General features: G+C 52.2%; 27 protein-coding genes. 21 read left to right on the top strand and 6 right to left on the bottom strand.

The window, feature by feature from the left end; translation table 11 throughout:
- Positions 1-2: 2 nt before the first annotated feature.
- From ACJJIW_RS21640 to ACJJIW_RS21615, 6 genes are all read left to right on the top strand, one after another.
- On the top strand, positions 3-947 hold the full coding sequence (locus tag ACJJIW_RS21640; protein WP_444936325.1) for an esterase-like activity of phytase family protein: 945 nt from the start codon (positions 3-5) through the stop codon (positions 945-947).
- A gap of 246 nt (positions 948-1,193) precedes the next feature.
- On the top strand, positions 1,194-2,132 hold the full coding sequence (locus ACJJIW_RS21635; protein ID WP_444898016.1) for a hypothetical protein: 939 nt from the start codon (positions 1,194-1,196) through the stop codon (positions 2,130-2,132).
- Positions 2,133-2,196: 64 nt separating this feature from the next.
- Positions 2,197-3,132, top strand: coding sequence for an SdiA-regulated/phytase-like domain-containing protein (locus tag ACJJIW_RS21630; RefSeq protein WP_444936324.1), 936 nt, complete (start codon positions 2,197-2,199; stop codon positions 3,130-3,132).
- 13 nt (positions 3,133-3,145) lie between these two features.
- The gene (locus ACJJIW_RS21625) at positions 3,146-3,736 is read left to right on the top strand and encodes a uracil-DNA glycosylase family protein (protein ID WP_444936323.1); all 591 of its coding nucleotides are present in this window, start codon (positions 3,146-3,148) and stop codon (positions 3,734-3,736) included.
- 2 nt (positions 3,737-3,738) lie between these two features.
- On the top strand, positions 3,739-4,461 hold the full coding sequence (gene ung / locus ACJJIW_RS21620) for a uracil-DNA glycosylase (protein ID WP_444936322.1): 723 nt from the start codon (positions 3,739-3,741) through the stop codon (positions 4,459-4,461).
- Between the two features lie 272 nt (positions 4,462-4,733).
- On the top strand, positions 4,734-4,862 hold the full coding sequence (locus tag ACJJIW_RS21615; protein WP_444936321.1) for a hypothetical protein: 129 nt from the start codon (positions 4,734-4,736) through the stop codon (positions 4,860-4,862).
- Between the two features lie 269 nt (positions 4,863-5,131).
- Here ACJJIW_RS21615 and ACJJIW_RS21610 read toward each other — a convergent pair whose 3' ends face one another.
- The 3 genes from ACJJIW_RS21610 to ygfZ all read right to left on the bottom strand — a co-directional run bounded on the left by ACJJIW_RS21610 (position 5,132) and on the right by ygfZ (position 7,652).
- A complete protein-coding gene (locus tag ACJJIW_RS21610) occupies positions 5,132-5,677 on the bottom strand; it encodes a hypothetical protein (RefSeq protein WP_444936320.1) in 546 nt (181 codons plus the stop codon).
- Between the two features lie 186 nt (positions 5,678-5,863).
- Positions 5,864-6,415 (bottom strand): hypothetical protein, encoded by a 552-nt coding sequence (locus tag ACJJIW_RS21605; protein WP_444936319.1) that lies wholly within the window; start codon positions 6,413-6,415, stop codon positions 5,864-5,866.
- Between the two features lie 196 nt (positions 6,416-6,611).
- Complete coding sequence (gene ygfZ / locus ACJJIW_RS21600) at positions 6,612-7,652, bottom strand: CAF17-like 4Fe-4S cluster assembly/insertion protein YgfZ (protein ID WP_444936318.1); 1,041 nt, start codon at positions 7,650-7,652, stop codon at positions 6,612-6,614.
- 112 nt (positions 7,653-7,764) lie between these two features.
- Between ygfZ and ACJJIW_RS21595 the strand changes: the two genes are divergently transcribed.
- Both ACJJIW_RS21595 and ACJJIW_RS21590 read left to right on the top strand, forming a co-directional pair.
- Positions 7,765-8,010 carry an FAD assembly factor SdhE gene (locus tag ACJJIW_RS21595; protein WP_282931952.1) on the top strand — a complete coding sequence of 82 codons (246 nt, stop codon included), beginning with the start codon at positions 7,765-7,767 and terminating at the stop codon, positions 8,008-8,010.
- Positions 7,985-8,437, top strand: a complete 453-nt coding sequence (locus ACJJIW_RS21590) for a protein YgfX (RefSeq protein ID WP_444936317.1) — start codon at positions 7,985-7,987, stop codon at positions 8,435-8,437. The genes ACJJIW_RS21595 and ACJJIW_RS21590 overlap by 26 nt, the downstream gene beginning before the upstream one ends.
- Positions 8,438-8,476: 39 nt before the next feature.
- On the opposite strand, the gene nadB is transcribed toward ACJJIW_RS21590, so the two are convergent.
- Entirely contained in the window at positions 8,477-10,084 is a 1,608-nt protein-coding gene (gene nadB, locus ACJJIW_RS21585; RefSeq protein ID WP_444893225.1) for an L-aspartate oxidase, read from the bottom strand.
- Positions 10,085-10,262: 178 nt separating this feature from the next.
- Between nadB and rpoE the strand changes: the two genes are divergently transcribed.
- The 5 genes from rpoE (at position 10,263) to ycjG (ending at position 14,433) form a co-directional block, all read left to right on the top strand.
- Entirely contained in the window at positions 10,263-10,877 is a 615-nt protein-coding gene (gene rpoE / locus ACJJIW_RS21580) for an RNA polymerase sigma factor RpoE (RefSeq protein ID WP_282931954.1), read from the top strand.
- A gap of 118 nt (positions 10,878-10,995) precedes the next feature.
- A complete protein-coding gene (locus ACJJIW_RS21575; RefSeq protein WP_282931955.1) occupies positions 10,996-11,700 on the top strand; it encodes a sigma-E factor negative regulatory protein in 705 nt (234 codons plus the stop codon).
- A 1-nt stretch (position 11,701) separates the two neighbouring features.
- Entirely contained in the window at positions 11,702-12,940 is a 1,239-nt protein-coding gene (locus ACJJIW_RS21570) for a MucB/RseB family sigma factor regulatory protein (protein WP_444936316.1), read from the top strand.
- Positions 12,941-12,952: 12 nt separating this feature from the next.
- A complete protein-coding gene (locus tag ACJJIW_RS21565) occupies positions 12,953-13,402 on the top strand; it encodes a SoxR reducing system RseC family protein (RefSeq protein WP_282931957.1) in 450 nt (149 codons plus the stop codon).
- 83 nt (positions 13,403-13,485) lie between these two features.
- The gene (ycjG, locus tag ACJJIW_RS21560) at positions 13,486-14,433 is read left to right on the top strand and encodes an L-Ala-D/L-Glu epimerase (protein ID WP_444893228.1); all 948 of its coding nucleotides are present in this window, start codon (positions 13,486-13,488) and stop codon (positions 14,431-14,433) included.
- On the opposite strand, the gene mpaA is transcribed toward ycjG, so the two are convergent.
- Positions 14,421-15,125 carry a murein tripeptide amidase MpaA gene (gene mpaA / locus ACJJIW_RS21555; protein WP_444893229.1) on the bottom strand — a complete coding sequence of 235 codons (705 nt, stop codon included), beginning with the start codon at positions 15,123-15,125 and terminating at the stop codon, positions 14,421-14,423. The two genes, ycjG and mpaA, sit on opposite strands and share 13 nt — an antisense overlap.
- Before the next feature lie 171 nt (positions 15,126-15,296).
- Between mpaA and ACJJIW_RS21550 the strand changes: the two genes are divergently transcribed.
- The 8 genes from ACJJIW_RS21550 to acpS all read left to right on the top strand — a co-directional run bounded on the left by ACJJIW_RS21550 (position 15,297) and on the right by acpS (position 22,799).
- Positions 15,297-16,691 (top strand): Do family serine endopeptidase, encoded by a 1,395-nt coding sequence (locus ACJJIW_RS21550; protein ID WP_413662747.1) that lies wholly within the window; start codon positions 15,297-15,299, stop codon positions 16,689-16,691.
- A gap of 134 nt (positions 16,692-16,825) precedes the next feature.
- Positions 16,826-18,631 carry a translation elongation factor 4 gene (gene lepA, locus ACJJIW_RS21545; protein WP_282931961.1) on the top strand — a complete coding sequence of 602 codons (1,806 nt, stop codon included), beginning with the start codon at positions 16,826-16,828 and terminating at the stop codon, positions 18,629-18,631.
- Positions 18,632-18,680: 49 nt separating this feature from the next.
- A complete protein-coding gene (lepB, locus tag ACJJIW_RS21540) occupies positions 18,681-19,448 on the top strand; it encodes a signal peptidase I (protein WP_282931962.1) in 768 nt (255 codons plus the stop codon).
- 53 nt (positions 19,449-19,501) lie between these two features.
- A complete protein-coding gene (locus ACJJIW_RS21535) occupies positions 19,502-19,942 on the top strand; it encodes a DUF4845 domain-containing protein (protein ID WP_444936315.1) in 441 nt (146 codons plus the stop codon).
- Positions 19,935-20,615, top strand: a complete 681-nt coding sequence (gene rnc / locus ACJJIW_RS21530; protein WP_444893232.1) for a ribonuclease III — start codon at positions 19,935-19,937, stop codon at positions 20,613-20,615. Before ACJJIW_RS21535 ends, rnc begins: the two co-directional genes overlap by 8 nt.
- Positions 20,616-20,737: 122 nt before the next feature.
- Complete coding sequence (gene era / locus ACJJIW_RS21525) at positions 20,738-21,637, top strand: GTPase Era (protein ID WP_444893233.1); 900 nt, start codon at positions 20,738-20,740, stop codon at positions 21,635-21,637.
- A gap of 92 nt (positions 21,638-21,729) precedes the next feature.
- On the top strand, positions 21,730-22,416 hold the full coding sequence (gene recO / locus ACJJIW_RS21520) for a DNA repair protein RecO (RefSeq protein WP_444936314.1): 687 nt from the start codon (positions 21,730-21,732) through the stop codon (positions 22,414-22,416).
- Positions 22,413-22,799 carry a holo-ACP synthase gene (gene acpS / locus ACJJIW_RS21515; RefSeq protein ID WP_444893235.1) on the top strand — a complete coding sequence of 129 codons (387 nt, stop codon included), beginning with the start codon at positions 22,413-22,415 and terminating at the stop codon, positions 22,797-22,799. The genes recO and acpS overlap by 4 nt, the downstream gene beginning before the upstream one ends.
- Here the strand turns inward: acpS and ACJJIW_RS21510 are convergent.
- On the bottom strand, positions 22,796-25,627 hold the full coding sequence (locus ACJJIW_RS21510; RefSeq protein WP_444936313.1) for a response regulator: 2,832 nt from the start codon (positions 25,625-25,627) through the stop codon (positions 22,796-22,798). The two genes, acpS and ACJJIW_RS21510, sit on opposite strands and share 4 nt — an antisense overlap.
- Positions 25,628-25,897 lie beyond the last annotated feature (270 nt).

Below are 25,897 nucleotides of genomic sequence, written 5' to 3'. Positions count from 1 at the left end.
CAGTGATCAAGCGTACTCTCTTCAGTGTTCTATCGGTGCTGTTGTCGCCACTGGCAATAGCCGCAGAAATTACCCCGGCTAGGTTGCTGGCCAGCTACTGGGTGGATAGTAGTGCAGGCCTGGATATTTCCGGCTTAAGTTTCTGTTCTGGAGATCTGCTGGCAGTCTCCGATAAGAATTCTGAAGAGATCTACACGCTTGAACTTCGCGATGGCAGTGCCGGCCTGGTATCACATCTTCGCTTAAGCGGCCTTGGGATACCGGAGCAGGATGAGCCTGTCAGCGCTTGGGAAGGCTTCAAGGAGTTGTTCCGCCCGGCAGAAGATCTGGACTTTGAAGGTGTTACCTGTAGCGATGGCCAGGTCTATCTGGTCAGTGAGCATTACAATCGTATTGCCATCGTAGATATCGAGGGAAATGCACGCTGGCAGGAGCATAGCTGGTCCGCATTAGCCAGGTCCCAGGGGTTTCTACAGAAGACCAATGCTTCCAGCGAGGGGTTGGTGAAAGCCGACGATACTTTCTGGGTAGCCATGGAGCGCGAACCCCGTGGTTTGTTGAGGCTTAATGCAGATGGCGAGGCCAGCACACTGACTCTGCCTCAAGTAGATGGCCTGGACTTTGCTGGCCGTTCAGAGGACTTGGCGGGGTTGGATTACCACGACGGCGCACTCTTTACCTTGGAGCGCAACGCCCACGCTGTGTGCCGCAGGGCACTTCCTAGCCTGGAAGCCGAGTGGTGCCTGGATTATCGCGCCCTTGAAGAATCTCCCGAGCGGGTTTATGAAGAAACCCGCTATGGAAAGGGCGAGGGGCTGGCAGTCGGAGAGCAGGGTATTTTCGTTATCCTCGACAACAATAATATCGGCCGTGCCCAGGCGCCTGACGACAAGCGCGCGCTGCTGTTGCATCTGGCAATGCCAGATGAGGCCAGTAGGCTGCAATAATTGACTCTGTCTGGCGCCGTACTTTCCGGGAGTCGGCGCTAATCCCATCCCTTTAGTTCTTTCCCGTTCAACAAGCCCCTCCATTTTTAAAATATCTTCTAGTCACTAGCGCTAAAATTGTTTAGAGCAATTGGGGTAACTATGCTGTGTACCAATAGCTATTGGGACCTTACAGCTTGGTAGTGTCTGTTGGCCGCAGGGAATCTCCCGGTTCTTAAATCACTTTGGCGATAAATTGGAAGGATCGTGATTAAGCGTATTTTTTTAACTATCGTATGTGCACTCTTGTCATCCTTGGGGCTGGCAGCTGAAATTATTCCCGCCAAAAAAATAGCTCATTACTGGGTGGATGATAGTGCCGGGTTAAGCATATCTGGACTGAGTTTTTGCGATGGAAAAATGGTTACGGTGTCGGATAAGCAATCCAGGGAGATCTACCAGATAGTATTGGGAGATAGGAGTGCAACCTTGGAGCCTTATATCAAGCTGGCTGGGCTCCGGGTTCCGAAAAAAGATAGGCCTACTAATTTATGGTATTTTCTACTGGAACTTACCCGCCCAGCCGCAGCGATGGATTTTGAAGCCATCACCTGTGCCGATGATAAATTCTATTTGTTGAGTGAACGTTACAACCGGATAGCCGAAATAAATATGGAGGGAAAGGGGCATTGGTTAGAAAATATGTGGTCGGCCACGGCTAAAGCCCAAGGCTATATGCACGGGTACAACCTCTCCGGTGTAGGGCTACAGAAGGTGGGCGATGACTTTTGGATGGCTATAGAGCGGGATCCCCGTGCCCTGGTAAAACTCGGCCCCAAGGGAAGTGTACAGATTTTTACTCCGCCGCCAGTAAAAGGGCTGGATTTTCGTGATGAGTCGGAAAATATGGCAGGCCTCTATTACTATGATGGCGCTTTGTGGACCCTGGAACCGAATGCCTATGCAGTTTGTCGCAGGGAATTACCCAGCTTGAAAGCTGAGTGGTGCCTGGATTACTGGGAACATGAAAACTCCTCTGAACTCGGCTATGAGGTATCGCGGACCGGTGGCAAGGGAGATGGTTTGGCTATTGGAGAGCGGGGCGTTTTTATTGTGTTTGACAATGATAATATCAGCCGTATTCACGACCCTCAGGATCGCAGAGCACTCTTATTACATCTGGCTCTACCAGATCAATCTGACTAAATACCAATAGAGACTTTCTATTATTGGGGTTCGAATAGTTGGGTTGTGTTTAAAGGGGGATGTAATGATCAAGACAGTTTTCCTCGCAATTAATTTCATATTTTTAGCATCCGTGGGAATGGCTGCTGAGATTTTTTTGGCTAAAGATATTGCTGATTACTGGATAGATAATAGCTCGAGTGTAGGTCTATCTGGTTTGAGTTTTTGTGGCCAATTAATAACGATCTCTCCTAAAGAATCGGAAAAAATATATAGAATCAATTTACACGGTCAGAGTGCGACATTAGAAAAATACCTGAAAGTTAGCGGCCTGCCTCCGCCCAAAAGGGGAGTAGCCGATAATGTTTCTCACTTTGTTATGGATTTATTGCGGCCTAAAACCGCAATGCGTTTTGGTGGAATATGTTGTAGAGACGACGGTACATTTTTATTGAGTGAACGCCACAATCGAATAGCAGAAGTGGACACAGATGGGAGTTCACGCTGGATTAATAACAAGTGGTCATCAGCAATAGAACACCTGGGGTATTCGCTGAGATACAATAATGGCGGGGAGGGAATAGTTGAGGTTGGCGATGACTTGTGGGTAGCTTTAGAGCGGGAACCCAGGGGATTGTTAAAGGTGGGAAATAAAGGAGAGTTCCAAGTTTTCTCCTTGCCTTCTGTAGTGGGGCTGGATTTTGGAGACCACCCGGAGAATCTGAGAGGACTTGATTATCATGACGGCGCTCTTTTTACTCTTGAAAGCAACGCATATGCGGTATGTAGAAGAGCTCTGCCGAGCTTGCAAGCTGAATGGTGCTTGGTTTACCGTGAGATTGAAGAATCCCCGGAGCACGCCTATGAAGTGTCGCGGTTGGGGGGGATGGGGTCTGGAGTTGCTGTAAATAACCAGGGGGTATTTGTGGTTTTCAATAACAATAATATCAGTCGTGCCCGTGATCCCCAGGATCGCCGCGCGCGGTTGTTACATTTGGCTTTCCCCGACGGTAAACAATAGGGACATATAGTAGGTGGTAGTTGAGAAGTTACCGGCACTGCTGGAGGAAATACGGGCTTGTCGCCTCTGTGAAGAACAGCTTCCTCTAGGGCCGAATCCAGTTTTGAGGGCTGCAGCGTCTGCACGCCTATTGATCGTCGGCCAAGCCCCGGGCACCAAGGTCCACGCGACCAGTATTCCCTGGAATGATCCCTCAGGAGATCGCTTGCGAGATTGGCTGGCGATTGATAGGAGCACCTTTTACGACGAGTCCCAGATTGCCATTATTCCCATGGGCTTCTGTTACCCTGGGCGCGGCAAGGGCGGTGACCTGCCGCCGCGACCCGAGTGTGCCGCCACCTGGCATCAGCGCCTAATGGCACAATTACCCAACTTGCAACTGTCGCTGTTGGTGGGACAATACGCCCAGCGCCATTACCTCCCGCACTGGTATGGCAGTATTACCGAGAATGTTCGACATTACCGCGATGCACTGCCAGCGGGATACTTTCCCTTGCCGCATCCAAGCCCGCGCAACACCCTGTGGTTGCGTCGCAGGCCCTGGTTTGAGGAGGAAGTTGTGCCCGAGTTACAACACTATGTTAAAAAGATATTGAAGGTTTAAGAATGCCGGTTCCGGACAAAATAAAGATCCACCCCTCTTGGTACGATGTTTTGGGCGGGGAGTTTGACCAACCCTATATGACCCAATTGCGTCAGTTTTTAAAGGGGGAGAAGGCTGCCGGCAAGAAGATCTACCCAGCCGGTGGCCAGATCTTTAATGCCTTTAACTCCACACCTTTTGATCAGGTAAAAGTCGTTATCCTGGGTCAGGACCCATACCATGGCGTTGGCCAAGCCCATGGCCTGTGCTTTTCTGTGATGCCCGGAGTACGCATTCCCCCATCGCTGCAAAATATTTATAAAGAGTTGCACTCCGATATGGGTATTCCTCCTGCACACCACGGTTGCCTGCAACCATGGGCAGAGCAGGGCGTGCTTTTGCTAAATGCCACCCTTACTGTTGAGGACAGCAAGGCCGGCGCCCACCAAGGGCAGGGTTGGGAGCAATTTACGGATGCGGCGATTCACAAGCTAGCGGAACAGCGTGAAGGGTTAGTCTTTGTTCTTTGGGGGAGCTATGCCCAAAAGAAGGGAGGCTTTATCGACCGCAATAAGCATTTAGTGTTGCGTGCTCCACACCCCTCTCCTCTATCTGCGCACCGGGGTTTCTTTGGTACCCGTCCTTTTTCCCAGGCAAATCACTGGTTGCAACAGCGTGGAGAAAAGCCTATTGAGTGGGCTTTGCCAGAGGCGGGTCAATTGAAGCGGGTTGCTGTGGAGATTTAGTGGCTTGACCCGGATAGGTGTTATCTATCCGGGTTTGTATTTATCCAGAGAGCCAAAAATTCTATTCCTGTTATCCTTCTCTTGGCTTCCAGATAAAAAATCTTTCTATTTTTTAGTGGTTATATGCGTCAACTTTCTGCTTTGACAGTATTTTGTGATGGGAGTCTTTAGAGGCTTGAAAGCCAATAAGAGCTATTATCTATTTTTGGCTCTTTTGAAGTTATTTATCTGTCAGATAAAATATAACTTATGAAATCTAAGGTGATATTGCTATGAAAATGATGACCTGCAAGGAGTTGGGGGGTGCCTGCGATGTGGAGTTTCGCGGGGATAACTTTGAAGAGGTGGCGGAGCTTAGCAAGATGCACGGAATTGAGATGTATCGAAAAAATGATGCATAGCACTTACTGGCTATGAAGAAAATGCAGGAACTGATGAAGGATCCTGAATTGATGCAGAAGTGGTACGAGTCAAAAAAAGAAGAGTTTTCAGCTCTCCCGGATTGTAAATAGAGAAAATTAGTATTTATAGGTAAAAATCATTTGAGCGTAAAAAAATGGCGCTAAAATCGTGCTGGAATTGACTGTGGATATAGGGCTTGAGTAAATCAGAAAGTATTTCTAGTTGAGTGGTGATATATTAATTGCTCAATAATCTTCTCTGTTTTGGATTAGCGGCCCTTCACAGGGTGCCTCTTTTTGGTTTCAACGGCCTTCCAAAGAGGTCGCATTAACAGCCGGGCAAACGCAAAGCCGACAAAAAACAAGTTACAGATATAGGCTAAAAAATAAGGGCCAAACTCTCTTTCGAAAAATATGCCAGTAGCGTTGAGGGTGCTGACGATAACTACCGATGAAGCGATACTGAAAAGCCCATAGTAGGTAACTTTCATTACAATAGACACAAATTTAAAGTGTCTTTTTTTCCACAGATAGACAATAAAGCCTGTGGTGGCTATTCCCATCAAGGAGCTGCTTGTAGACCAAACATAGCCAGCATCGATACGGAAGTTCAAAAGTGCCAAAGAAAAGGCGGCGAGCAGTGCGCTGAATAGGCTGATATAGACAATCATGGCCAGGGACACCACATGACCCCTAGAGATACTCTCTATTCTCCTTGACTGAAAAGTGGCAACCATTGCCGCAAACCCTGCCAGCACTATGGATATTTCAATAATGACAAGTAATTGATCGATTTGTACCGACAGTTTTTCCATCTTCCGCTATTGTCCCAAGCAGAAAGGTTAAATAGGAAAGTTGATAACAGTATATGAGTGAAATGGAGAACTGGTAAGTTGTTTCCCGTCTCACAATTAGCTTTATTTTAACCCGCTTGCTATATGGTTAATAATTGTTGTTAGGTGTAGGTGTCCAATGGTTGACGCCACACTTTTAGCTGAAAATCAGCTGGACGCCGCCGTTTTCTCCTTGTCGGTTCGGCCTAGTTCATTTTCTTTAACAGCTACCCATAATGGGCGCATAAGCAGTCTTGAAAATGCATAACCGACGACAAATAGGTTGCAAACAAAGGATAAAAAATACGGTCCATACTCCTTGTTGAAAACGATCCCTAGCGCATTCATGATATTGATAATAACTACTGAGCCGGCAATGCCGAAAAGAAGGAAATAGGTAACCTTGGCAACAATTGAAACAGATTTGAGTCGTTTCTTTATCCATAGGTAGCCGATAGAAAACGACGTAGCCACACTCATGGCAAAACTGCTTACTGACCACAGGGTGCGATCAGCGAGATCAAAATTGGATAGAGTCAGGGTGAAGGCAGCCAGTAATGCGTTGATCAAACTGATATAAATAATCATCGCGAGGGATACAATTCTTCCTTTGCCAAGATTTCTGCCTTTTCTGGGTTGGAGTGTGCCAACTATTGCAGCAAAGCCTGCCAGAATAATGCAGCATTCAAGAACGACAATTAGTTGGTCTAACTCTTTCAATATTGCCTCCCTCTACTGCTTTATTTAGCTGAAATTTTGAAGCCCAGGGAAATATCCATAAATATAGTAGCGGTAGTAAGCTGCGTTTTGAGTGGTGCAAACCTTTTTACTTTCCAGAGGTTTTTTCTGGTTGTTAAATCATAAACAAAAAAGGCGACTAAAAAGCCGCCTTTTTGATTAAAAGTACTTTTCCGGTTTAGGCTAGCGGATCGGCGTCTGCATCGTAGGGAAGTTCCTCGATATCCAAAGTGCGGCCATCTTTCAGGTGTAAGGTTTCACCTGCGGCCACTTTGGCGATGGTGAGTACGGCGAGTAGCTGAACGCCTTCTTTGCTATGGCAGGCTTCTACCAGATTGCCAATGCTTTGCTTCCCATTTCCAAAGATCTCCATGCCCGATTCAGGGAGATCCCCCGAAGCGCAGCTTGCCCGGTAAAGGCGACGTTTGGCGGCGCCGCGGAATTGCATACGGGCAATTACTTCCTGGCCGGTATAGCAGCCTTTTTTAAAGCTCACGCCACCGAGCAGGTGCAGGTTGGTCATCTGCGGGATAAACATCTCTGTAGTGGCTGCGTCCACCTGGGGGATGCCGGCTTCAATTTGGCGCATTTGCCAACAGTCATAGCCGGTAGCTTCACACTCTGGTGATAGCTTTTGCCACAGTTGCTGGACCTTGCTGGTGGGTACCAGGATGGCTAGCTGCAGGTCGGTAATACATTGGGCAATGCAGCGCTCTCCTTCGAAGTCAAATAGCTTCACCTCGCCGACAGAGGGTTGCTCGAAGCCCAGCAGTTTGGAGGTGCGCTCTGCCACATCGCGCCCCTGCAGGCCTAACCAGTGGGTTTCATCACTGATGTCTCGCAGCTCTGTTTTGAAAAAGACGGCGTACTTGGCTAGCGCTTGCTGGGCGATGGGGGCCAAATCCTTTGGCAGTCGGAAGATGAACTCACTTTGCGAAAGTTTCAGTGCACTAAAAGCACTGATCATACGCCCCTTGGGGCTGCAGTGAGCTCCCAGGGTGCTGTGTTCATCGGGAAGGTTGATCAAGTCACAGGTGAGCTGCCCCTGTAAGAACTTCTGGCTGTCGGGCCCAGTAATGGAAATAGCTCCGATTGGGCCCAGGTCCAGCAGGTGCAAACTCTGAGGGTCTTCGCGACTGGTGAGAGGGAAGTGAGCTTTGCTGCCCTCCCAAATGGCGCCCTCGTTGCTGAGAAAATCCTGCCACTGTTGCTGATCCATAATCCTGCCACCTGCATTTGTATTCGGGGCATAATTTGGGGGTCCTTCGCGCCCTTTTCAAGTTTGGTGGGGCAGGGGGTATACTGCGCTTTTTAGCTGGTTGGAAAGAAGTATGGATCGCAACCGCCTGTTTTGGGCCAGCCGCCGTGGCATGTTGGAATTGGATCTGGTGTTGCTGCCGTTTCTGGATAATGTTTACGAGACCCTGGAGCCAGAGGATCAGCAGCGCTATATCCGCCTGCTCGATGAGCAGGATCAGGATCTGTTCGCCTGGTTCTTGCGTCGGGAAGATCCGGCTGACCCGGACTTGAAGCGTATAGTGCAGATCATCCGTGACAACACCGGACTCCAGGAATAGCTCGACACCCCCGCTTTATGAGCGCAGCGCCCGCTTAAGTTGCGTCGTTGCGCCTTCCTTTCTTTTGCATTTGCTCCTTTTGCTGATCACCTTCCTGGCGATTCTGCTTATTTGGCTGTGTAACTTGCCTTTAGTGTTATCTGTGCTGGCGAGCTTTTTCGCTGTGGTTTACGCGGGGATAGAGTGGCGCCGGGTAAGAGCTGGGAGAGGCCATTTATCGACCCGTGAGCGAAGGTGGTTTTGGCGCCCTGATGGGGCAGATAGTCGCGAATTCCAGTTTGTAAATGAGCTGGTGTTGTGGTCCTGGTTGGTGGTGATTAACGGGCGTGACAGAGCTGGGCGCCGGTTCCGTTTGGTGCTGGCCAAGGATATGCTGGCGCCGCAGGACTGGCGCAGGCTACAAGTAGCACTGCGCTATTCTCGTTAGCTGTTCGGGATCGAAGTAGCAGGCCAGTCCATAGGCTGCCTAAATAAACTGACGTTGGCCGGCAAAGTTCTCTGGCACCAAAATCGTGTCCATAGCAAGTTCACGCAGCTGGGGGTAGTCGAGGGAGTAGTGCAGTCCACGGCTCTCGCGACGATCCAATGCGGAACGAATAATCAGTTCGGACACCAGCGAGAGGTTGCGCAACTCAACCAGGTCGTTGCTGATACGGTAATTGGCGTAGAACTCTCGAATTTCTTTCTGTAGCAGTTTCACCCGGTGTTGAGCGCGCAAGAGTCGCTTGCGGGTGCGCACGATACCTACGTAGTCCCACATAAAGCGGCGCAGTTCATCCCAGTTGTGGGAGATCACCACATCTTCATCAGAATCAGTGACTCGCGATGCATCCCAACCAGGTGATGGGCGAGGGGCTTGTACCATCCCCAGGTGCTCGTCGATATGCAGGGCTGCGGAGCGTGCATAAACCAGACATTCTAATAGCGAGTTGCTGGCGAGGCGGTTGGCGCCATGGAGGCCAGTAAAGGTGGTTTCGCCAATGGCGTAGAGCTGATCCAGATCTGTGCGCCCATGGCGGTCGACCATAATGCCGCCGCAGGTGTAGTGGGCTGCAGGTACGACAGGAATAGGCTCGCGGGTGATATCAATACCGTAGCGAAGGCAGTTGCTATAGACCGTTGGGAAGTGATCGCGCACAAACTGAGGATCTTTGTGGGAGATGTCCAGGTAAAGGCAGTCTGCTCCCAGTCGCTTCATCTCGTGGTCGATAGCGCGGGCGACGATATCCCTTGGTGCCAACTCACCCCGCTTGTCGAAGCGGTCCATAAACCGGCTGCCGTCTGGAAGTTTGAGCACCGCCCCTTCGCCGCGCAAAGCCTCTGTGACCAGTAAGGCCTTGGCCTTGGGGTGATAAAGGCAAGTGGGGTGGAATTGATTGAACTCCATATTCGCCACGCGGCAACCGGCGCGCCAAGCCATCGCGATCCCATCGCCACTAGCACCGTCTGGGTTACTGGTATAGAGGTATGCTTTGCTGGCACCACCGGTGGCCAGAACGACAGCTTTTGCCTGTACCAGCTCAACTTCATCGGTGTTTTTATCAAGCACATAGGCGCCAGCGCAGCGGAATCGGCCTTTCTGCGGATCGGGCTGGCGAATCAAGTCGATGGCGACGTGGTGCTCAAAACAGTCGATATTTGGGCTGTTCAGTACCTTGGTGATCAGTGTGCTGTGCACCGCTCGGCCGGTGGCATCGGCGCTATGGATAATGCGCCGGTGGCTGTGCCCCCCCTCTTTGGTGAGGTGGTAGCCCTCTTCTTCTCGGGTGAAGTCCACTCCCTGATCAATCAACCAGCGGATTGCAGCGGTGCTCTCTTCTACGGTAAAGCGTACTGAAGCGGGGTGGCAGAGTCCTGCACCCGCGTCTAATGTGTCTGCAATATGCGACTCAACCGAATCCATCTCATCCAGCACTGCGGCGATGCCTCCCTGGGCGAACCAGGTGGAGCCATCTTGCAATCTCTGCTTGGAGAGCAGGGCCACGCGATACTGGGAGGCGAGATGCAGTGCCAGTGTAAGGCCTGCTGCACCGCTTCCAATTACGAGAACGTCGTAGTTTGCCTGGGCATTCATAGATTTCAATTATGTTTAAGGGTCGCGTAGTATAGCGCCTCCTGATTATTCGTCGATTTGACGTGGAACTTATGTCCTATTGTCATTGTCATCAACACAGTAAAAGAAACGCCTGCGCCGGTGGCCCCGCAGTCAAGTTTTGTGGCGCCCGCAGTGTGGCTGGATATGGGAGTTGGGGATGACAGCGCATCAGGCGTCAACGAGTGACCGTGAGTTGGTGGAACGGGTACAAAAAGGGGACAAACGTGCTTTTGATCTTCTTGTGCTCAAGTACCAACACAAAATTGTTGCTGTAGTGAGTCGGTTCATTAAGGACCACAGTGAAGTACAGGATGTAACCCAAGAGGCTTTTATCAAGGCTTATCGTGCTCTTGCCAATTTTCGTGGCGAGAGCGCTTTTTACACATGGATGTATCGGATTGCGATTAATACCGCCAAGAACCACCTGGTTTCCCGCAGTCGTCGGCCGCCATCTTCTGATGTTGAACTGGAAGATGCTGAGTTTTACTCGGGTGCTGATCTGCTGCGCGATAACGAGACACCTGAGAGCCAGATGTTTCGCGACCAGCTGGAAGCGGCGGTGCATCGCGCCATTCGCGCACTGCCAGAGGATCTGCGCTCAGCGGTAACGCTGAGGGAGCTTGAGGGACTTAGCTACGAGGAAATCGCCGAGGTTATGGGATGCCCGGTGGGAACCGTGCGCTCTAGAATATTTCGCGCACGGGAGGCGATAGACCGGACAGTCCAGGCCGTGATGGCCGGCGAGCCGGAAACACTGGGTGACAGGGGTTAAAATTGCGGAAAATTTTCCCAGTCGGGGAAACCAACTGCTCAGACTCCGGTCATAACATGTAACCAAATATGGTGCTTGTGGGCACCAAATAAATGATTGCACAAGAGGGTTAACCCCTATGTCCCACGGGAATCATCAGGAACGTCTTAACGAGTCGCTCTCGGCGCTCATGGATGGCGAAGTCAGCGAACTGGAGCTGCAACGGCTTCTGAAGGCCAGCGCGGCCTCTGAAGAGTTGGGTGAGCGCTGGTCGCGCTACCAGCTCGCGGCGAGTGTTATGCGCCGCGAACAGGTCGCACCGGTAGACACCGGTCTTGCAGCGAGTATTTCTGCCGCTATCGATGAGGAGGAGCCCCTGTCCCAAAACGGCAATGGGGGAGCTGCGGTTGCTGGCAATCTGGTTAACAATCGCTGGTGGCGCCCGCTGTCCCGTGGTGCTGTTGCTGCGACGGTGGCCTTTGCTGCCATTTTGGGTGTGCAGCAAATGACTGATTCTCCGCAGAACACCATCCAGGGTGGGAGCCAGCCAGTAGCATCGGTTGAGCGTGAAGCCCAACCAGTGGTTCAGTCTGCTCCGCAGCCTTCCGGTTTTTATGTGCCCGCTCCCTCTACGCGCTCTGTGAGCACTGCGGCTCCCCGCTTTGTACCCGAGCAGCGCACAGGTGTTGTGGGGCAGGCTGTAATACAGCAGGCACCAACCCCCGAGTTGATGCGCCACCTGAATCGCGTAATGATTCAGCACTCAGAACAAGCCGCTCATGTGGGCAGTCAGGGCATGGTGCCTTTTGCTCGCGCCACTTACGGCGAACAAGTTGGAATGTAGTGTGACGAAAGTCGAAACCAGGGGGCGCCGAATCCTCTGTGGGATTCTCAAGGCCAACGGTCTACTGTTGGCCTCCTCGCTGTTGGCTCCCATGTCATTTGCCCAGGTCGGCACAGGGGTTGAACCCAGTGCCCCCACCACCATAAATCTCGATATGAGTACTGCTCCTGCAGCGGCCCCAGCTGTAGTGGAAGTTGCTATGACAGACGGGGGCTCGGCTGAGGTGGAAAGTCCTGCCGCAGCACTGTCCGATCCTGCAACTGTAGCCCCGGAAGGTGCTGCTGGTACCGTGCCGGCGCAAGAGGCGGTGACATCTGGTGTAGTTAATCTTAATCCGGCGAATCTCAACCCTGCAGGGCAGAGCGGCCTGGTAAGCCCGGGTGTGGTGAGTAACAACGAGGTTGAGCATTGGCTAGCCAAGTTGGCAAAGGCAGTAACTGAGCTTGAATACAGTGGTCTGGTGACCTTTGAGCATGCGGGCCTCCTGGAGACCTTGCAGGTTGTTCACGCGGTTCGAGAAGGTGAGCAGGTAGAGCGCGTGCGCTACCTCAGTGGTGAGCCTAGAGAGTTGATCAGCCACGGCAGTGCCGGAAATTGCGATGTCAGTGCTTCGCCAAGAAATCGTGCTACAGCATGGAACTCGGCGGGCCAACAACAGGCTCAGCGCGCCTACCAATTTATCTTGCGGGGTGAGGAGCGAATCGCGGATCGCGATGCTGTTGTGATTGAGGCGCGACCGAGGGATCGCTATCGCCTGGGACTGGTAGTGAGTCTCGATAAACAGACTGGACTGCCGTTGAAGACCATGCTGGTTAGCACTCAGGGCCGCGTATTGGAACGTTACCAGTTTGTACAACTGGATCTCGCCCCTGTAGAGGATGCCGCACTTCAGGCGGTCTCGAATAATGCCCGGCGCATCGATAATCGGAATGAGTGTACGGCTTCACAGAGCCGTTGGCAGGTGGGCTGGTTGCCCGACGGTTTCCGGGTAGTGTCCGTCAAGCCGTTATCTGATGGCGATATGATGGTGTTTAGCGATGGGCTGGGAGTGTTCTCTGTATTTGTTCAGCGCCTCGGTCCAGAACTTGAGGGCTTTAAAGGTCGCGCAATCCGCGGAGCCACAACAGCCTATATGGACCGATTGGAAATTGAAGGTGTTGCTTACACTGTGACAGTGGTGGGTGAAATTCCCGAAACTACAGCTCGCCGTGTCGCCAGCTCAATTACCGCAAAGAGCTAAGTGAGCATATAGGTGCTGCAAGAGCGTGGCCGGGTAGTGGCCATAGAGTCCGATGCTATCTGGGTGGAGACCACCCAGAGTAGCGCCTGTAATGGCTGTTCTACCAAAAGCAGCTGTGGGACTGGGTTGCTGGGCGATCTGTTTTCTTCTTCGACCCGCGTTAAAGTAGCTCTCAACGGTTTTTCTGCTGATAAAATCCACCTCGATGATGTGGCGGTAATTGGTATTACCGAGAATGCCCTGACCAGTAGCGCTTTGCTGGTTTACCTCGTCCCCTTGATGTCCCTGGTGCTAGTTGCACTGATTGGGGATTCGCTCTTCGCTGAGCCCGGTGCTGTAATTGGGGCCTTGATCGGTCTGGTCTTCGGTGCTTTGGGCGTTCGCTGGTACAGTAGGTCCCAGTCGCAAAACCCCACCTACACCCCGGTACTGCTGCAGATTGAGCCCTCCCAAAAGAAATAGTCCGCCGCCTCCGTCTTCGCCAGCTAACCCTAATCTCCCTGACCTAAACTGAGAGTTCCATTTATTGCCTGGAGGCTCTGCCAATGAGGGCTCGCTGTTTTGATGAGCGCTGGCCTCTACGTACTGCATTTGTCATCTCTCGTGGCGCTCGCACTGAGGCTCAGGTTGTGGTGGCGGAGCTTAGTGATGGTGAAATCTCTGGCGTCGGTGAGTGCACGCCTTATGCTCGCTATGGAGAAAGTGCTGCCTCTGTTTTGCACCAGTTACAGCCAATGCTCAAAGAGGTGAGCGATGGGTTGACCCGAGAGCAATTACAGCTGCGTATGCCTGCCGGAGCGGCGCGAAATGCATTGGATTGTGCGCTGGCAGATTGGGAGGCTAAAAAAGCGGGGCGTCTACATCCGGCTCCGGATTTTCTCCCTACCGTACAGACATTAGTTGTTGATAGTCCCGAGGCAATGGCAAGTGCTGCGAAAATTGCTGTGACGGCGGGAGCTGAGGTTCTCAAGTTGAAACTTGATGACCAACATGTGCAAGAAAGGGTGTCGGCAGTACGCTCTGCAGCACCGGATGCCAGGTTGGTGATTGATGCCAATGAGGCATGGCGAAAAGAGACCTTGTTACAGAGATGTCATGATTTAAGCGAGTTGGGGGTGGCGATGCTTGAGCAGCCGCTTCCTGCGAGTGAAGATGAATTTCTGGAGAGCTTTGAGCACCCGCTGACGATTTGTGCAGACGAGAGTTGCCATACTCGGGAAGATCTGCCGAAGTTGCTCAAACGCTATGAGATGGTCAATATCAAGTTGGACAAAACTGGCGGAATTACCGAGGCCCTGGCACTCGCAGATGAAGCGACTGATCTCGGCCTGGAAATTATGCTGGGATGCATGCTGTGTACCTCTCGGGCTATCCGAGCAGCCTGGCCATTGGGCAGTCGAGCGAGCTTTCTGGACCTGGATGGGCCCACCTGGCTGGCCAGCGATGTGGAGCCCCCTCTGCGTTTCAAGGCGGGTAGAGTTTATTGGTCGTAAGTCAGCAGATCGATTAGCGCTTGCAGATAATCTTCACTTGCCGCATCAGCTGATATTGGGGGGAGTTCAAGGGTAATACAGGGCAGTGTTTGTTCTGCGCACCAGGTGCCGAATGATCCTGGGGTCTGGTAACCCACATCCCCAACCAGAGGCAGCTTGAAATCGCTGGCAAGCTGCATGCCCAGAGGGCTGTTGCTGGGGTCCTCGACACAGGCAAGGGGCTCGTGAATGGAAACGGTCCAGGTCGGTCCCAGCTTTGCAAACAGCTGGCAAAGTGCAGAGGTCTCGGGTTCAGAGGCGGCGCTATCACCTGTACTTAGCCGAACATCGCGTTTTTCTGCAGCACTGTTCCACCGGTAGACATTGCCACTGCCATCCCAATTTGCAGTGGCAAAGTTGCGGTTGAGATCTACGCCGCGTGCGTTGGCCCTGGTGCCCAGCTGGCAGCCATCCGGATTGGCAGCGAGGATTACGTGATGTCTCAATGAGTTGGTGGCGAGGGCCCGCAACGCGCAGGATAGAGCGACGACTGCGGCGACTTCATCTCCGTGGGTGCCGGCCATTATGAGGCCGTGGTGGGTGCCGGTTTGCGCGGGAAAATAGAGTAAAGGGGCGCCCAAAACACTTTGGCCGTAGAGCTCGGTGGGCAGGTGAAACTGACCGCGTTCTGGGCGCGGGCGCATTTCGGACATCGTTAACTCTTTACACAGTTTTACAGTCTGTTGTAGAACTTTGGTGACTAGATCGCCACTAAGTCGTTACTGAGAGTCCCTAAGGGGCTGGACAAGCCAAGGTTCGCCCTTGAAAGGACTCGAAAATCCAATGGTTTCATATTAGAAGGGATCACTAGGGGTAACAAACCTATGGTTAAACGTTGTACACAATATCTACTGGTTCTTTGTCTGTTGGTTTCCGGGGCTGCCAGTGCCCGCGGACTACCCGAACTTACGGAGTTAATCGAAGATAACTCACCGGCAGTCGTCAAAATCAACACGGTTGATCGCAACCGCACTAGTCGCAGTAGCCAGCCGCAGCTTCAACAGGAAATTCCCGATATCTTCCGCCACCTTTTCGAGCCGCGCCAGCGCCAGCAGCGCCCGGTAGCGAGTATGGGGTCCGGCTTTATCATCTCTGAAGACGGTTATATCGTAACCAATAATCACGTGGTCGATGGTGCAGACCAGGTAACCGTTACATTGACTGATCGTCGCGAATACGAGGCGCAGGTTATCGGCAAGGATGTGCGCTCCGACCTGGCCCTGTTAAAGATCGACGCGGAGGACCTGTCGTCAGTACGCTGGGGGGATTCCGAAGAGCTGCAGGTGGGAGAATGGGTTGTCGCTATTGGCTCTCCCTTCGGCTTGGACTACTCCGCAAGCGCCGGGATCGTCAGTGCGATGGGGCGCAGTATCCCCAATGAGAGCCGCGAGAATTACGTTCCTTTTATCCAGACAGATGTTGCAATTAACCCCGGAAATTCCGGAGGCCCGCTGTTTAACCTGGATGGCGAAGTAGTGGGTATCAACTCTCAGATCTATACCCGCAGTGGCGGATCTATCGGGCTCTCCTTCGCTATTCCCGCGAGCCTTGCCCAGGATGTGGTTGCCCAGTTAAAGGAAAAAGGGCGGGTGGATCGCGGATGGCTCGGAGTGGGAATCAGTAATGTCGACCGCAATATGGCGGAAGCCATGGGCCTTGGTAAGCCCGCCGGCGCCCTGATCGATCAGGTGAGCCCTGGGTCGCCCGCGGCTCAAGCGGGAATTATGCCCGGTGATATCATTTTGCGCTTCCATGGTCAGAAGATAGGAGTTTTTGGTGACCTGCCGCACGTTGTAGGCCAGATTCGACCGGGTACACAGGCCCAGGTGGAGTTGATCCGCAATCGTAAACCCGAGCGCCTGAGTGTTACTGTCGGCACCCTGCCGGGTTCTGAAGATGAAGCGAGGCAAGTGGCAGCCAATCCCAGCTCTGGAGTGGGTGGGCGCCTGGGTGTCGTGGTTGAGGAAATTCCCGATATCCTGAAGCAGCGATGGAATGTGGAAACTGGGGTGCTGGTGAAGCAAGTGATTCCAGGCAAGCCCGGTGCCAAAGCAGGTTTGCGCAGTGGCGATATCATCGCGCAACTTGGTTTTGAAGAAGTTGGCGACATTAGTGACTACAAAACTGTCGTCAAGGATCTGCCGGAAGATGAGCTATTGCCGATTCGCTTCTTCCGCGCCGGGCAGTCCACTTTCCGTACAATTAAGATCGAAAGCTAGCCGCTTTCCAGCGATTGGTGGCCCATTGGGCCACCTAGCTCTCACCTCTGTCCATGAGTTCTGTTAGACTTGCGCCACACAGTTGGCACTATAGCCAGCTAATCATTTGATTTTGCAAGGGTTTTTATTCCGCAGTGGCCACAGATCTCTCTCATATCCGCAATTTCTCCATTATTGCCCATATCGACCACGGGAAATCTACCCTGGCTGACCGCTTTATCCAGGACTGTGGTGGCCTCTCCGATCGGGAGATGGCTGAACAGGTGCTGGACAGCATGGAGCTCGAGCGCGAGCGTGGGATTACCATCAAGGCGCAGAGTGTGACGCTCGACTATAACGCGCGCGATGGTAAGACCTATCAGCTGAACTTTATTGATACCCCGGGGCACGTGGACTTCTCCTATGAGGTATCCCGCTCTCTGGCTGCTTGTGAAGGCGCACTGTTAGTGGTTGATGCTGCTCAGGGCGTTGAAGCCCAGTCGGTTGCCAACTGTTATACGGCCATTGAGCAGGGACTAGAAGTTATCCCGGTCCTGAACAAGATGGACTTGCCGCAAGCAGACCCAGAAAAGGTTGCTGAAGAGATCGAGGACATTATCGGTATTGATGCCGCCGAAGCGACCCGTTGCAGCGCCAAATCCGGCCTGGGTGTCGAAGATGTGTTGGAAGATCTGGTGCGCTTGGTGCCGCCGCCCGAAGGCGATGTGGGTGCTCCTCTGCAGGCGCTGATTATCGACTCGTGGTTCGATAGTTACCTGGGCGTTGTTTCTCTGGTGCGTGTTGTCCAGGGCACGCTGAAGACCAAGGAAAAGATTGTCACCAAGTCTATCGGTCGCGCCCACGTTGTGGACAGCGTCGGTATTTTCACGCCCAAGCGCCATGAAACCGGTGTACTTCGCGCTGGTGAAGTGGGCTTTGTAGTGGCAGGCATCAAGGATATTCACGGTGCCCCGGTGGGCGATACCCTGACCCATGCCAAGGGCGCCGATGACATCGATATGCTGCCGGGCTTCCAGAAAGTTAAGCCCCAGGTCTATGCCGGCCTATTCCCGGTCAGTTCTGATGACTATGAGGCCTTCCGGGACGCGCTGGAGAAACTTTCCCTGAACGATGCTTCCCTGTTCTATGAGCCGGAAACATCCGATGCACTGGGCTTTGGTTTTCGCTGCGGCTTCCTCGGTATGCTGCACATGGAAATTATCCAGGAGCGCCTGGAGCGTGAGTACGACCTGGACCTGATCACTACCGCGCCGACGGTGGTTTACGAGGTTGAGCAGTCAGATGGCGAGACTGTGATGGTGGACAACCCATCGCGTCTGCCGGATGTAGGTTCCATTGAAGAGATGAGGGAACCGATTGCCGAGGTGAATATTCTTGTGCCACAGGAGTATTTGGGTAATGTAATTACTCTGTGCGTAGAGAAGCGGGGTATCCAAAAGGATATGCAGTATGTGGGTTCCCAGGTGTCCCTGCGCTATGAACTGCCGATGAGTGAAGTGGTCATGGACTTCTTCGACCGCCTCAAGTCTGTAAGCCGTGGCTTTGCCTCTTTGGATTACAGCTTTGTCCGTTTTGAAGCGGCTAAGTTAGTGCGCCTGGATATCCTGATTAATGGTGACCGTGTAGATGCCCTGGCCTTGATCGTCCACCGCGATAACGCGCAGCAGAAAGGCCGTGCTATGGCGGAGAAGATGAAGGAGCTGATTCCTCGCCAGATGTTTGATGTGGCTATCCAGGCGGCCATTGGTGGCCAAGTAGTCTCCAGAACCACGGTGAAGGCGTTGCGTAAAAATGTGACGGCCAAATGTTACGGTGGTGATGTTACCCGTAAGAAAAAGCTGCTTGAGAAACAGAAAGCGGGCAAGCGCAGAATGAAGCAGCTGGGTCGTGTTGAAGTACCTCAGGAAGCATTCTTGGCGGTGCTGAAGGTGGATCAGTAGAGTTTAGACTCTGCGCCACGACAAAAATAAGGAATAGTAGAGAAAAGTAATGGATATCAATTTACCTCTGATTCTGCTTTGGTTAGTTGTGATTAGTGGCGGAATCTGGTTGGTCGACAGCCTGTTTTTCGCCCGTCAACGGAAAAAGAAAGTTGGGGACCAGCAAGCCGACCCAATCGTCGTTGAGTATGCGAAGTCTTTTTTCCCAATTCTGGCGATCGTATTTGTTCTGCGCTCTTTCCTCGTTGAGCCCTTTCAAATTCCCTCGGGCTCAATGATTCCAACGCTGGAAGTCGGGGATTTTATCCTGGTTAACAAATATGCCTACGGCGTACGCTTGCCAGTTTCCCGTACCAAGGTTATGGATGTAGGCGAGCCCAAGCGTGGCGATGTTATGGTGTTTTTCCCACCTCACAACAACGATACCTATTACATCAAGCGGGTGATCGGATTGCCCGGTGACAGAATAGAGCTGAAAAACAATGTGCTCTATGTGAACGGTGAGCTGGCTCGCCAAGAATTGATCCGAGCTATTCCTCCGAGCAATCCACAAACTGAGGTTATGTGGGAAGATCTCGATGGTTATCGCCACGAGATGCAGAAAAGTGTCCATCCCAGGCAGTACAGCAATTTCAGTGGTGTAGTGCCTGAAGGGCATTACTTCATGATGGGCGACAACCGCGATAACAGCCTGGATAGCCGGGAGTGGGGTTTTGTTCCAGAGAAAGATATCGTTGGCAAAGCTTTCGCCATTTGGATGCACTGGGACAAGCTACTCAGTTTGCCCAGCTTTAAGCGTGTAGGCTCAATCCAATAATGAAACCAACCGGGCGGTGGTCCGGTGATTTATAAAGGGTAGAGGGCAAAGTAATGGGTAATAAGCTCAACCTCTCAATGCAGGGGCAGCGGGGAATGGGTTATTGGGGATGGTTGCTGGCACTGGCACTATTGGGATTTGCTCTGACTTGCGTATCTAAGATGGCTCCGGCCTATGTAGATGCTCGCTACGTTAATGAGGGGTTAAAAACCCTTGGTCAGAACCCCAACCTTGAAAATATGACTAGTGGTCAAATCAAGAAAGAATTGGGCCGTTTTTTCCTGATAAATAATGTTCGGGGTGAGCCGACCAAGTCGGTGCAAGTAGTTCGAGGGGCCAAGAGTACTGTGGTAAGTATCAATTACGAGTTGCGCCAGCCATTGATGTACAACGTTGATGTTGTGATGAAGTTTAATAAGCAGCTCGACACGGCAAAGCCAGAACTTTGCTGTGATGCGCTGATCGATTTGGAGCAATTCCGCAAACGTGACTGATCTTTTACTGGAACGCCTTTGCAAGCGCCTCGGCCATGATTTTGATCAGGCTGAGCTGCTAGAGTTGGCGCTTACTCACCGATCCCATGGCAGCCGTAATAATGAGCGCTTGGAGTTTCTGGGCGATTCTATCCTTGGGTTCACCATCGGCGCGGCCCTTTATGAGCAGTTCCCCAATGGACGCGAGGGGCAGTTGAGCCGTTTGAGGGCCCAATTAGTTAGCGGAGAAACGCTGGCAAAACTGGCTCGGGAGCTGGAGATTGGAGATTGCTTGCGCCTTGGTGAAGGTGAAATGAAAAGTGGCGGCTTTCGCCGGGCGTCGATTCTCGCTGATGCTGTGGAGGCCTTGATTGGCGCCATCTATCTGGACGCTGGCTTGGAAGCAGCTCGAGCCCGGGTACTCGAATGGTTTGCTCTGCGCTTGCAGGGGCTATCATTGGAGACTATGAAGGACCCTAAAACCCGCTTGCAGGAGTGGTTACAGGCACGTAAAAAACCATTGCCTGAATATAAAGTTGTGGATGTCTCTGGTGCTGAGCACGCCCAGCATTTCGTAGTGGAATGTCGTGTCAGTGGACTTACACAGCCGGTGAAGGGAGAAGCCAGCAGTCGTCGCAATGCTGAAAAGACGGCGGCGGTTGAAGCCTACAAGCTCCTCACCGGGCAGGACTAACCTTACAATAGAGGCGTTGTGCCGGATTAGTGTCCCGCATCGCGCTGACAGCCCTCGATATCACTGGGGGCACTTCTGGCTCCGGGCTTCCCGGAGACCTCCAACTCTTTCGGAGAAAATTCTTGAGCGAACAACCTTCTCGCTGTGGCTATGTCGCGATTGTCGGCCGCCCCAACGTGGGAAAATCCACACTGTTGAACCACTTGCTAGGGCAGAAGCTTGCGATTACTTCGCGCAAGCCGCAGACGACTCGTCACAATATGCTCGGTATTAAAACCGAAGGTCCAAACCAGATTATTTTTGTCGATACTCCGGGCCTGCATTCCGACCAAGAGAAAGCGATCAACCGCTATATGAATCGAGCTGCCGCCAGTGCTGCGCGGGATGTGGATGTAGTGGTGTTTGTTGTAGAGCGCACTCGTTGGAGTGAGGCAGACCAGTTGGTGGCAGAGAAGCTGCGCGGTATTAAATGCCCATTAATTATCGCCGTGAACAAGGTGGATCAGCTCGAGGATAAAGCTGATCTACTGCCCCAGCTACAAGCCCTGGCTGAGGAGCATCCAAAAGCTGAAATTGTTCCCATATCAGCCTTGCGCAACGTAAATCTGGATACTCTGGAAGAGGTTATTCTGAAGCACTTGCCTGAGGGGCAGCATTTCTTCCCCGAAGATCAAGTGACCGACCGCAGCTCGCGCTTTCTCGCAGCAGAAATTGTTCGCGAAAAGATTATGCGTCAATTGGGTGCCGAGGTTCCCTACCAAGTTACTGTGGAGGTAGAGGAGTTTGCCCAAGAGGGTAAGGTCTTGCATATCAGCGCTGCTATTTTGGTTGAGCGGGCGGGCCAAAAACGTATCATCATTGGAAATAAGGGCGAGCGAATCAAACAGATTGGCAGCCAGGCTAGAGAAGATATGGAGCGCTTGTTTGATAGCAAGATAATGCTCAATTTGTGGGTGAAGGTGAAATCTGGCTGGTCTGATGATGAGCGGGCTCTGCGCAGTCTCGGTTACAGAGACGAGTAATCATCAGGGCAATTTCCCCTGGACCTATGAAAACGCCTCAACCGCCTCAACCCGCATATATCCTCCATTCGCGGCCCTATAAAGACTCCAGTTTGATCCTGGAGCTTTTCACGCCCGATTACGGCCGGCTGGGCTGTGTCGCCCGTGGGGCCCGTCGTGACAAGCAGCGCCGCCAACAAGCGTTGCAGCCCTTCACCCCGTTGCTTGTCACATTGATGGGAGCGGGTTCACTTAAAATGCTCGGTCCAGTCGAAAATGTTGGTGTACCACTATGGCTCAAAAGCCGAGCGGTTTATGCGGGCCTTTATGCCAATGAACTGATGGTAAGGCTCCTTCCCGAGGGCGAGGCGCATTACACGCTGTTTGCAGCTTATCAGAGCCTGCTGGAATCTCTGTCCCAGCTGGAGGGACTCTCCAATGCTGAACTGGAAGGTCCGCTTCGTTGCTTTGAGTTACAACTGCTCCTGGAGCTAGGTACCTGCCCATCCCTCAATATTTGCGGCCCGCAAGGAGACCTTGTAAATGAAGGCGGGGTTTATCGCCTGGATGATGAGTGGGGTTTAATGCCTGTTCACCGCTCCAATGATGAGAGTCTGGGAGAGTATTTTTTTTCAGGTGCCGAACTATTGGGGATGGACAGCGCTATGAATGGGGGTGTCTGGTCAGGTGAGGCTTTAGCACCTGCAAAGCGCCTTACACGATTATTGTTGAGGAAAGTATTGGGGGATAAGCCTTTGCAGAGCAGAGAGCTTTTTCGACAGGTTTACGGAAAAAAATGATAGTTAGTATTGGCACCGATATTTGTAACTACGACCGTATTGAGGTTGCGTGGCAGCGCTTTGGTGATCGCTTTGTTGAGCGTGTTCTTAGCAGTGCGGAAAGGAAGGACTTTTATTCTATGGCTGAGCCCATCCGCGCTGCATATTTGTGTAAGCGATTTGCGGCGAAGGAGGCTGTAGCCAAGGCCTTGGGCACTGGGATTGGTGAAGGGGTTTCCTGGCAGGACATTGATGTCCGTCGCCGCAAGGGAGCTGCACCGCAGGTAGTACTGGCGGGCGCAGCTGAGGAGAGGGCCGAAAAACTTGGTGTGGACAGAATCCACCTCAGCCTGTCCGATGAAAAAGATTCGGCCGTGGCATTCGTGGTATTTGAATCCTGCTAGGCAACTACCTCCAGGCCAAAGAGCGCATCCAAGTCTTGTTCAGAAGCCCACTCGCGCAGGGCCCGGATCTCCCTGAGAACAGCATTGAGTTTGCGCTGGTCAAAGGCTTGGGCATCGGACCCTTGGATAGTGCGCAATGCCTCTTGTAACACGCAAGTTGATTCTCTCAAGCGTGAAACTCCGCAATAGCAGCAGCCACCGTGCATGCGATGAGTGAGTTCGAACATGCCCTTGTAATCCCCAAGGTTGTACAACCTTTCCAGTTCTCTCTCATCTGAACTGAGACCGTCAATCAACATGCGCAGCATGTCCCTGGCCAGCTTGGCATCGCCGTTGGCGAGGGTCAGGCATTCGCCAATGTCTACCAGGCGCATCTCCTCAATCTTCACTTTTTCTGCGGCCTGGGGAGTGATGATCTTAAGCCAGCGCTTGATCATATGGGAGAGCTGGGCCTCGCTAACAGGCTTGCTTAAGTAGTCGTCCAGTCCCGCAGACAGCAGGCGTGCTTTTTCTTCGGCGCCGGCGTGGGCGGTGAGGGCAATGATTGGAGTACGGCGGCCGGTCTCCTGCTCACGAATCAGACGTGTAGCTTCGATACCATCCATTTCGGGCATTTGAATATCCATAAACACCAGGTCGAAAGCTCCCTGCTGCCAGAGCTGTAGAGCTTCTTCGCCGCTTGCTGCAATAACGACTTCTACATCTTGTGCTCGCAGAAGTTCGCCGACCAGTCGGCGGTTTGCCGCGTGGTCATCCACTGCCAGCACGCGCGGTGGTGCGGGCCACGGTAGTGCCTGTACCCCGCCACTAACCCGCTGCTGCCCCTGCTGTGGTACTGCTCGTTTCAGGGATCGCAGCAAATTGTCTCGGGTGACGGGTTTGCTAAGGAAAGTGAGAGTGCGGGTGCGTAGTTGGTCGTAGCAGCGACGCAATTCAGCGGGTGGGCCCAGTACGATCACGCGGCACTGATAGGTATCAACCAGCGACTGCACTTTGCTACTGAAATTATCAAAATCACCTTTGGCAGTAGCTGTATCGATAATAACCGCATCCGGTAGGGCATCGTGCCGCCACATTTGCTCGATTGCCGGTTGCAGAGTATCAGTATCGCCGAGTTCTATGGGCTCCACTTGCCATTGGCTGAGTAGCTGAGCTACCTGGGTCCGTGTAACTGGGTTGGGGTCTGCAAGTAAAATTCGGCAGCCAGGATATTGAATACGCGGATACATGCCTCGATTGCGTTCAGCCTGGAGGGAAATTTGCACCCAACAGGTGCTGCCGTCATTGGCTGTTTCTTCAATACCTGTGCAGCCGCTCATCCTCTCAACTAGGCTGCGGGCTATAGACATCCCTAAACCATTTGCGCTGATTTGTTGGGTGAGCTGTGGGGACTTGCTGGTGAGGATGTTCTCAATTTCACGGCGACCAGCCTCGTCAAGACGGTTACCCAGGCCGGTAACCGAAATACGGAGTACAAGTTCTGAGTTATTAATGCTATGTACTGACAAGCGCACGGGGATATTGCCATTTGCCGAGCTGCGCACCGCGTTACCCACCAAGTTTGTAAGTATTTGCTTAATTCGCAACGGGTCTCCGATTAAAGTGGGAGGGAGTTGAGAATCGATCAAGGGCACCAGTTCCAGATGGTGCTCATAGGCGTTTGGGGCCAGTATTTGCAGGGTCTCTTCAAGTAGTAAGCCAAGGTCCATAGGGATATGGTCAAGGACCAGGTTGCCGGACTCAATGCGGGAAAAGTCCAGGATGTCGTTGATGGTAGTCAACAGGTTTTCCGATGAACGTAAAATGGTTTGCAGGTAATCCTGCTGTAGCTCATCAATTCCAGTTTTTAACAATAGGTTGGTAAAACCGATAATTCCATTTAAAGGTGTGCGAATCTCGTGACTGGTATTGGCTAGGAACGTCGATTTAATCCTGCTTGCTTCCTGCGCCCTTTTACGTGCTAAGTCCAGCTCAATATTTTGTTCTTCCATACTGTCCAGCGATTGGCGCAGGTCATCCATAGACTGGAGCAAGTTGGCTTTGTATTCCTGTTGGTAACTGGACAGGTTTTCAGCCATCTCGTTAATTTGGTTTCCCAGTTGAGCGAGTTCTCGATTCTCCGTTTCATGGGTGCGTCGATCAAACTCACCTCTGCCAATCGCCTCCAGAGTATGTCCCATTCTAATCAGGCTGTGAGCAAAGCGCTCAGACATGATGACCGACCAGGCCAGCGCGGCTAGGGTACAGAGAATCAACCCCACCAAGCCTACGAGTAAAACTTGGTAAGTTCCCACCAGGAAATAGGGGCGATGTAGCTCAATACTTATCCAGCAGGTGGTGATATCGCCTTTCAATGGTTGTAAAACCTGAAGGGTCTCATCATCTTCAAAAATAAAGGGTTCGCGCTTGTTAAGGGTGTCTCTGCTAATGGGGGTGCGTGGACGCGGCCCGACACTGGCCAGCAAGCTGAGTCTGGTGCTGGGGTTGAGGGCTAGCTTGGGGCTGGGTTCGGTGGAGTAGACATGAACAGATCTGACCATATCTTTTTCCAGCATTAGCGCCAGCAAACTTTTACGCAGCCATTCCATTCTAAGTTCAGCTGGATGGCCCCCGCTCATCTCAATTAGTTCAGCTAGCTGTTCGGCGCTGGCTCGACCGTGGCTTAATAGTAATTGGCGACGATCGTGCATTTGCTGCAGGGTGAAAACGAGAGCGAGGAGCAAGGACAGAATTAGTGCGGGTGCTACAGTAAGGCGAAATACCAGGGTTCGTAAGGATCGAGGTTGCTCTGGTTCCTCGATTGAGAGAATAGGGTTGCCTGGGGCCATGTTAAGAGGGGCCTTGTACGATTATTTTTCCCTCATTTTACCGTTATGTACATCTGAGCGCACTCATTCACTTATCAGAAAACGCTTCTTTTTTGTCACAATATGCGCGTTTTAGAGGCTCAAAGATTCACTTTGCCAAGATTAGATAGCGCGGCATAGCCATCTGAATAATACCGCTTCAGGTATAACTCCCTTAATAACCAGGGTAGGGAGTAGACCAAAGTAGACGGTATTTAGTGCGTAGTACCGCTTGCTGTACACTTGGATCCC

It is taken from the genome of Microbulbifer maximicatervae (SeqCode) (assembly GCF_052467815.1).
The sequence above is the reverse complement of the archived record's forward strand: the minus strand, read 5'-3'. Positions and strand labels throughout refer to the sequence as shown.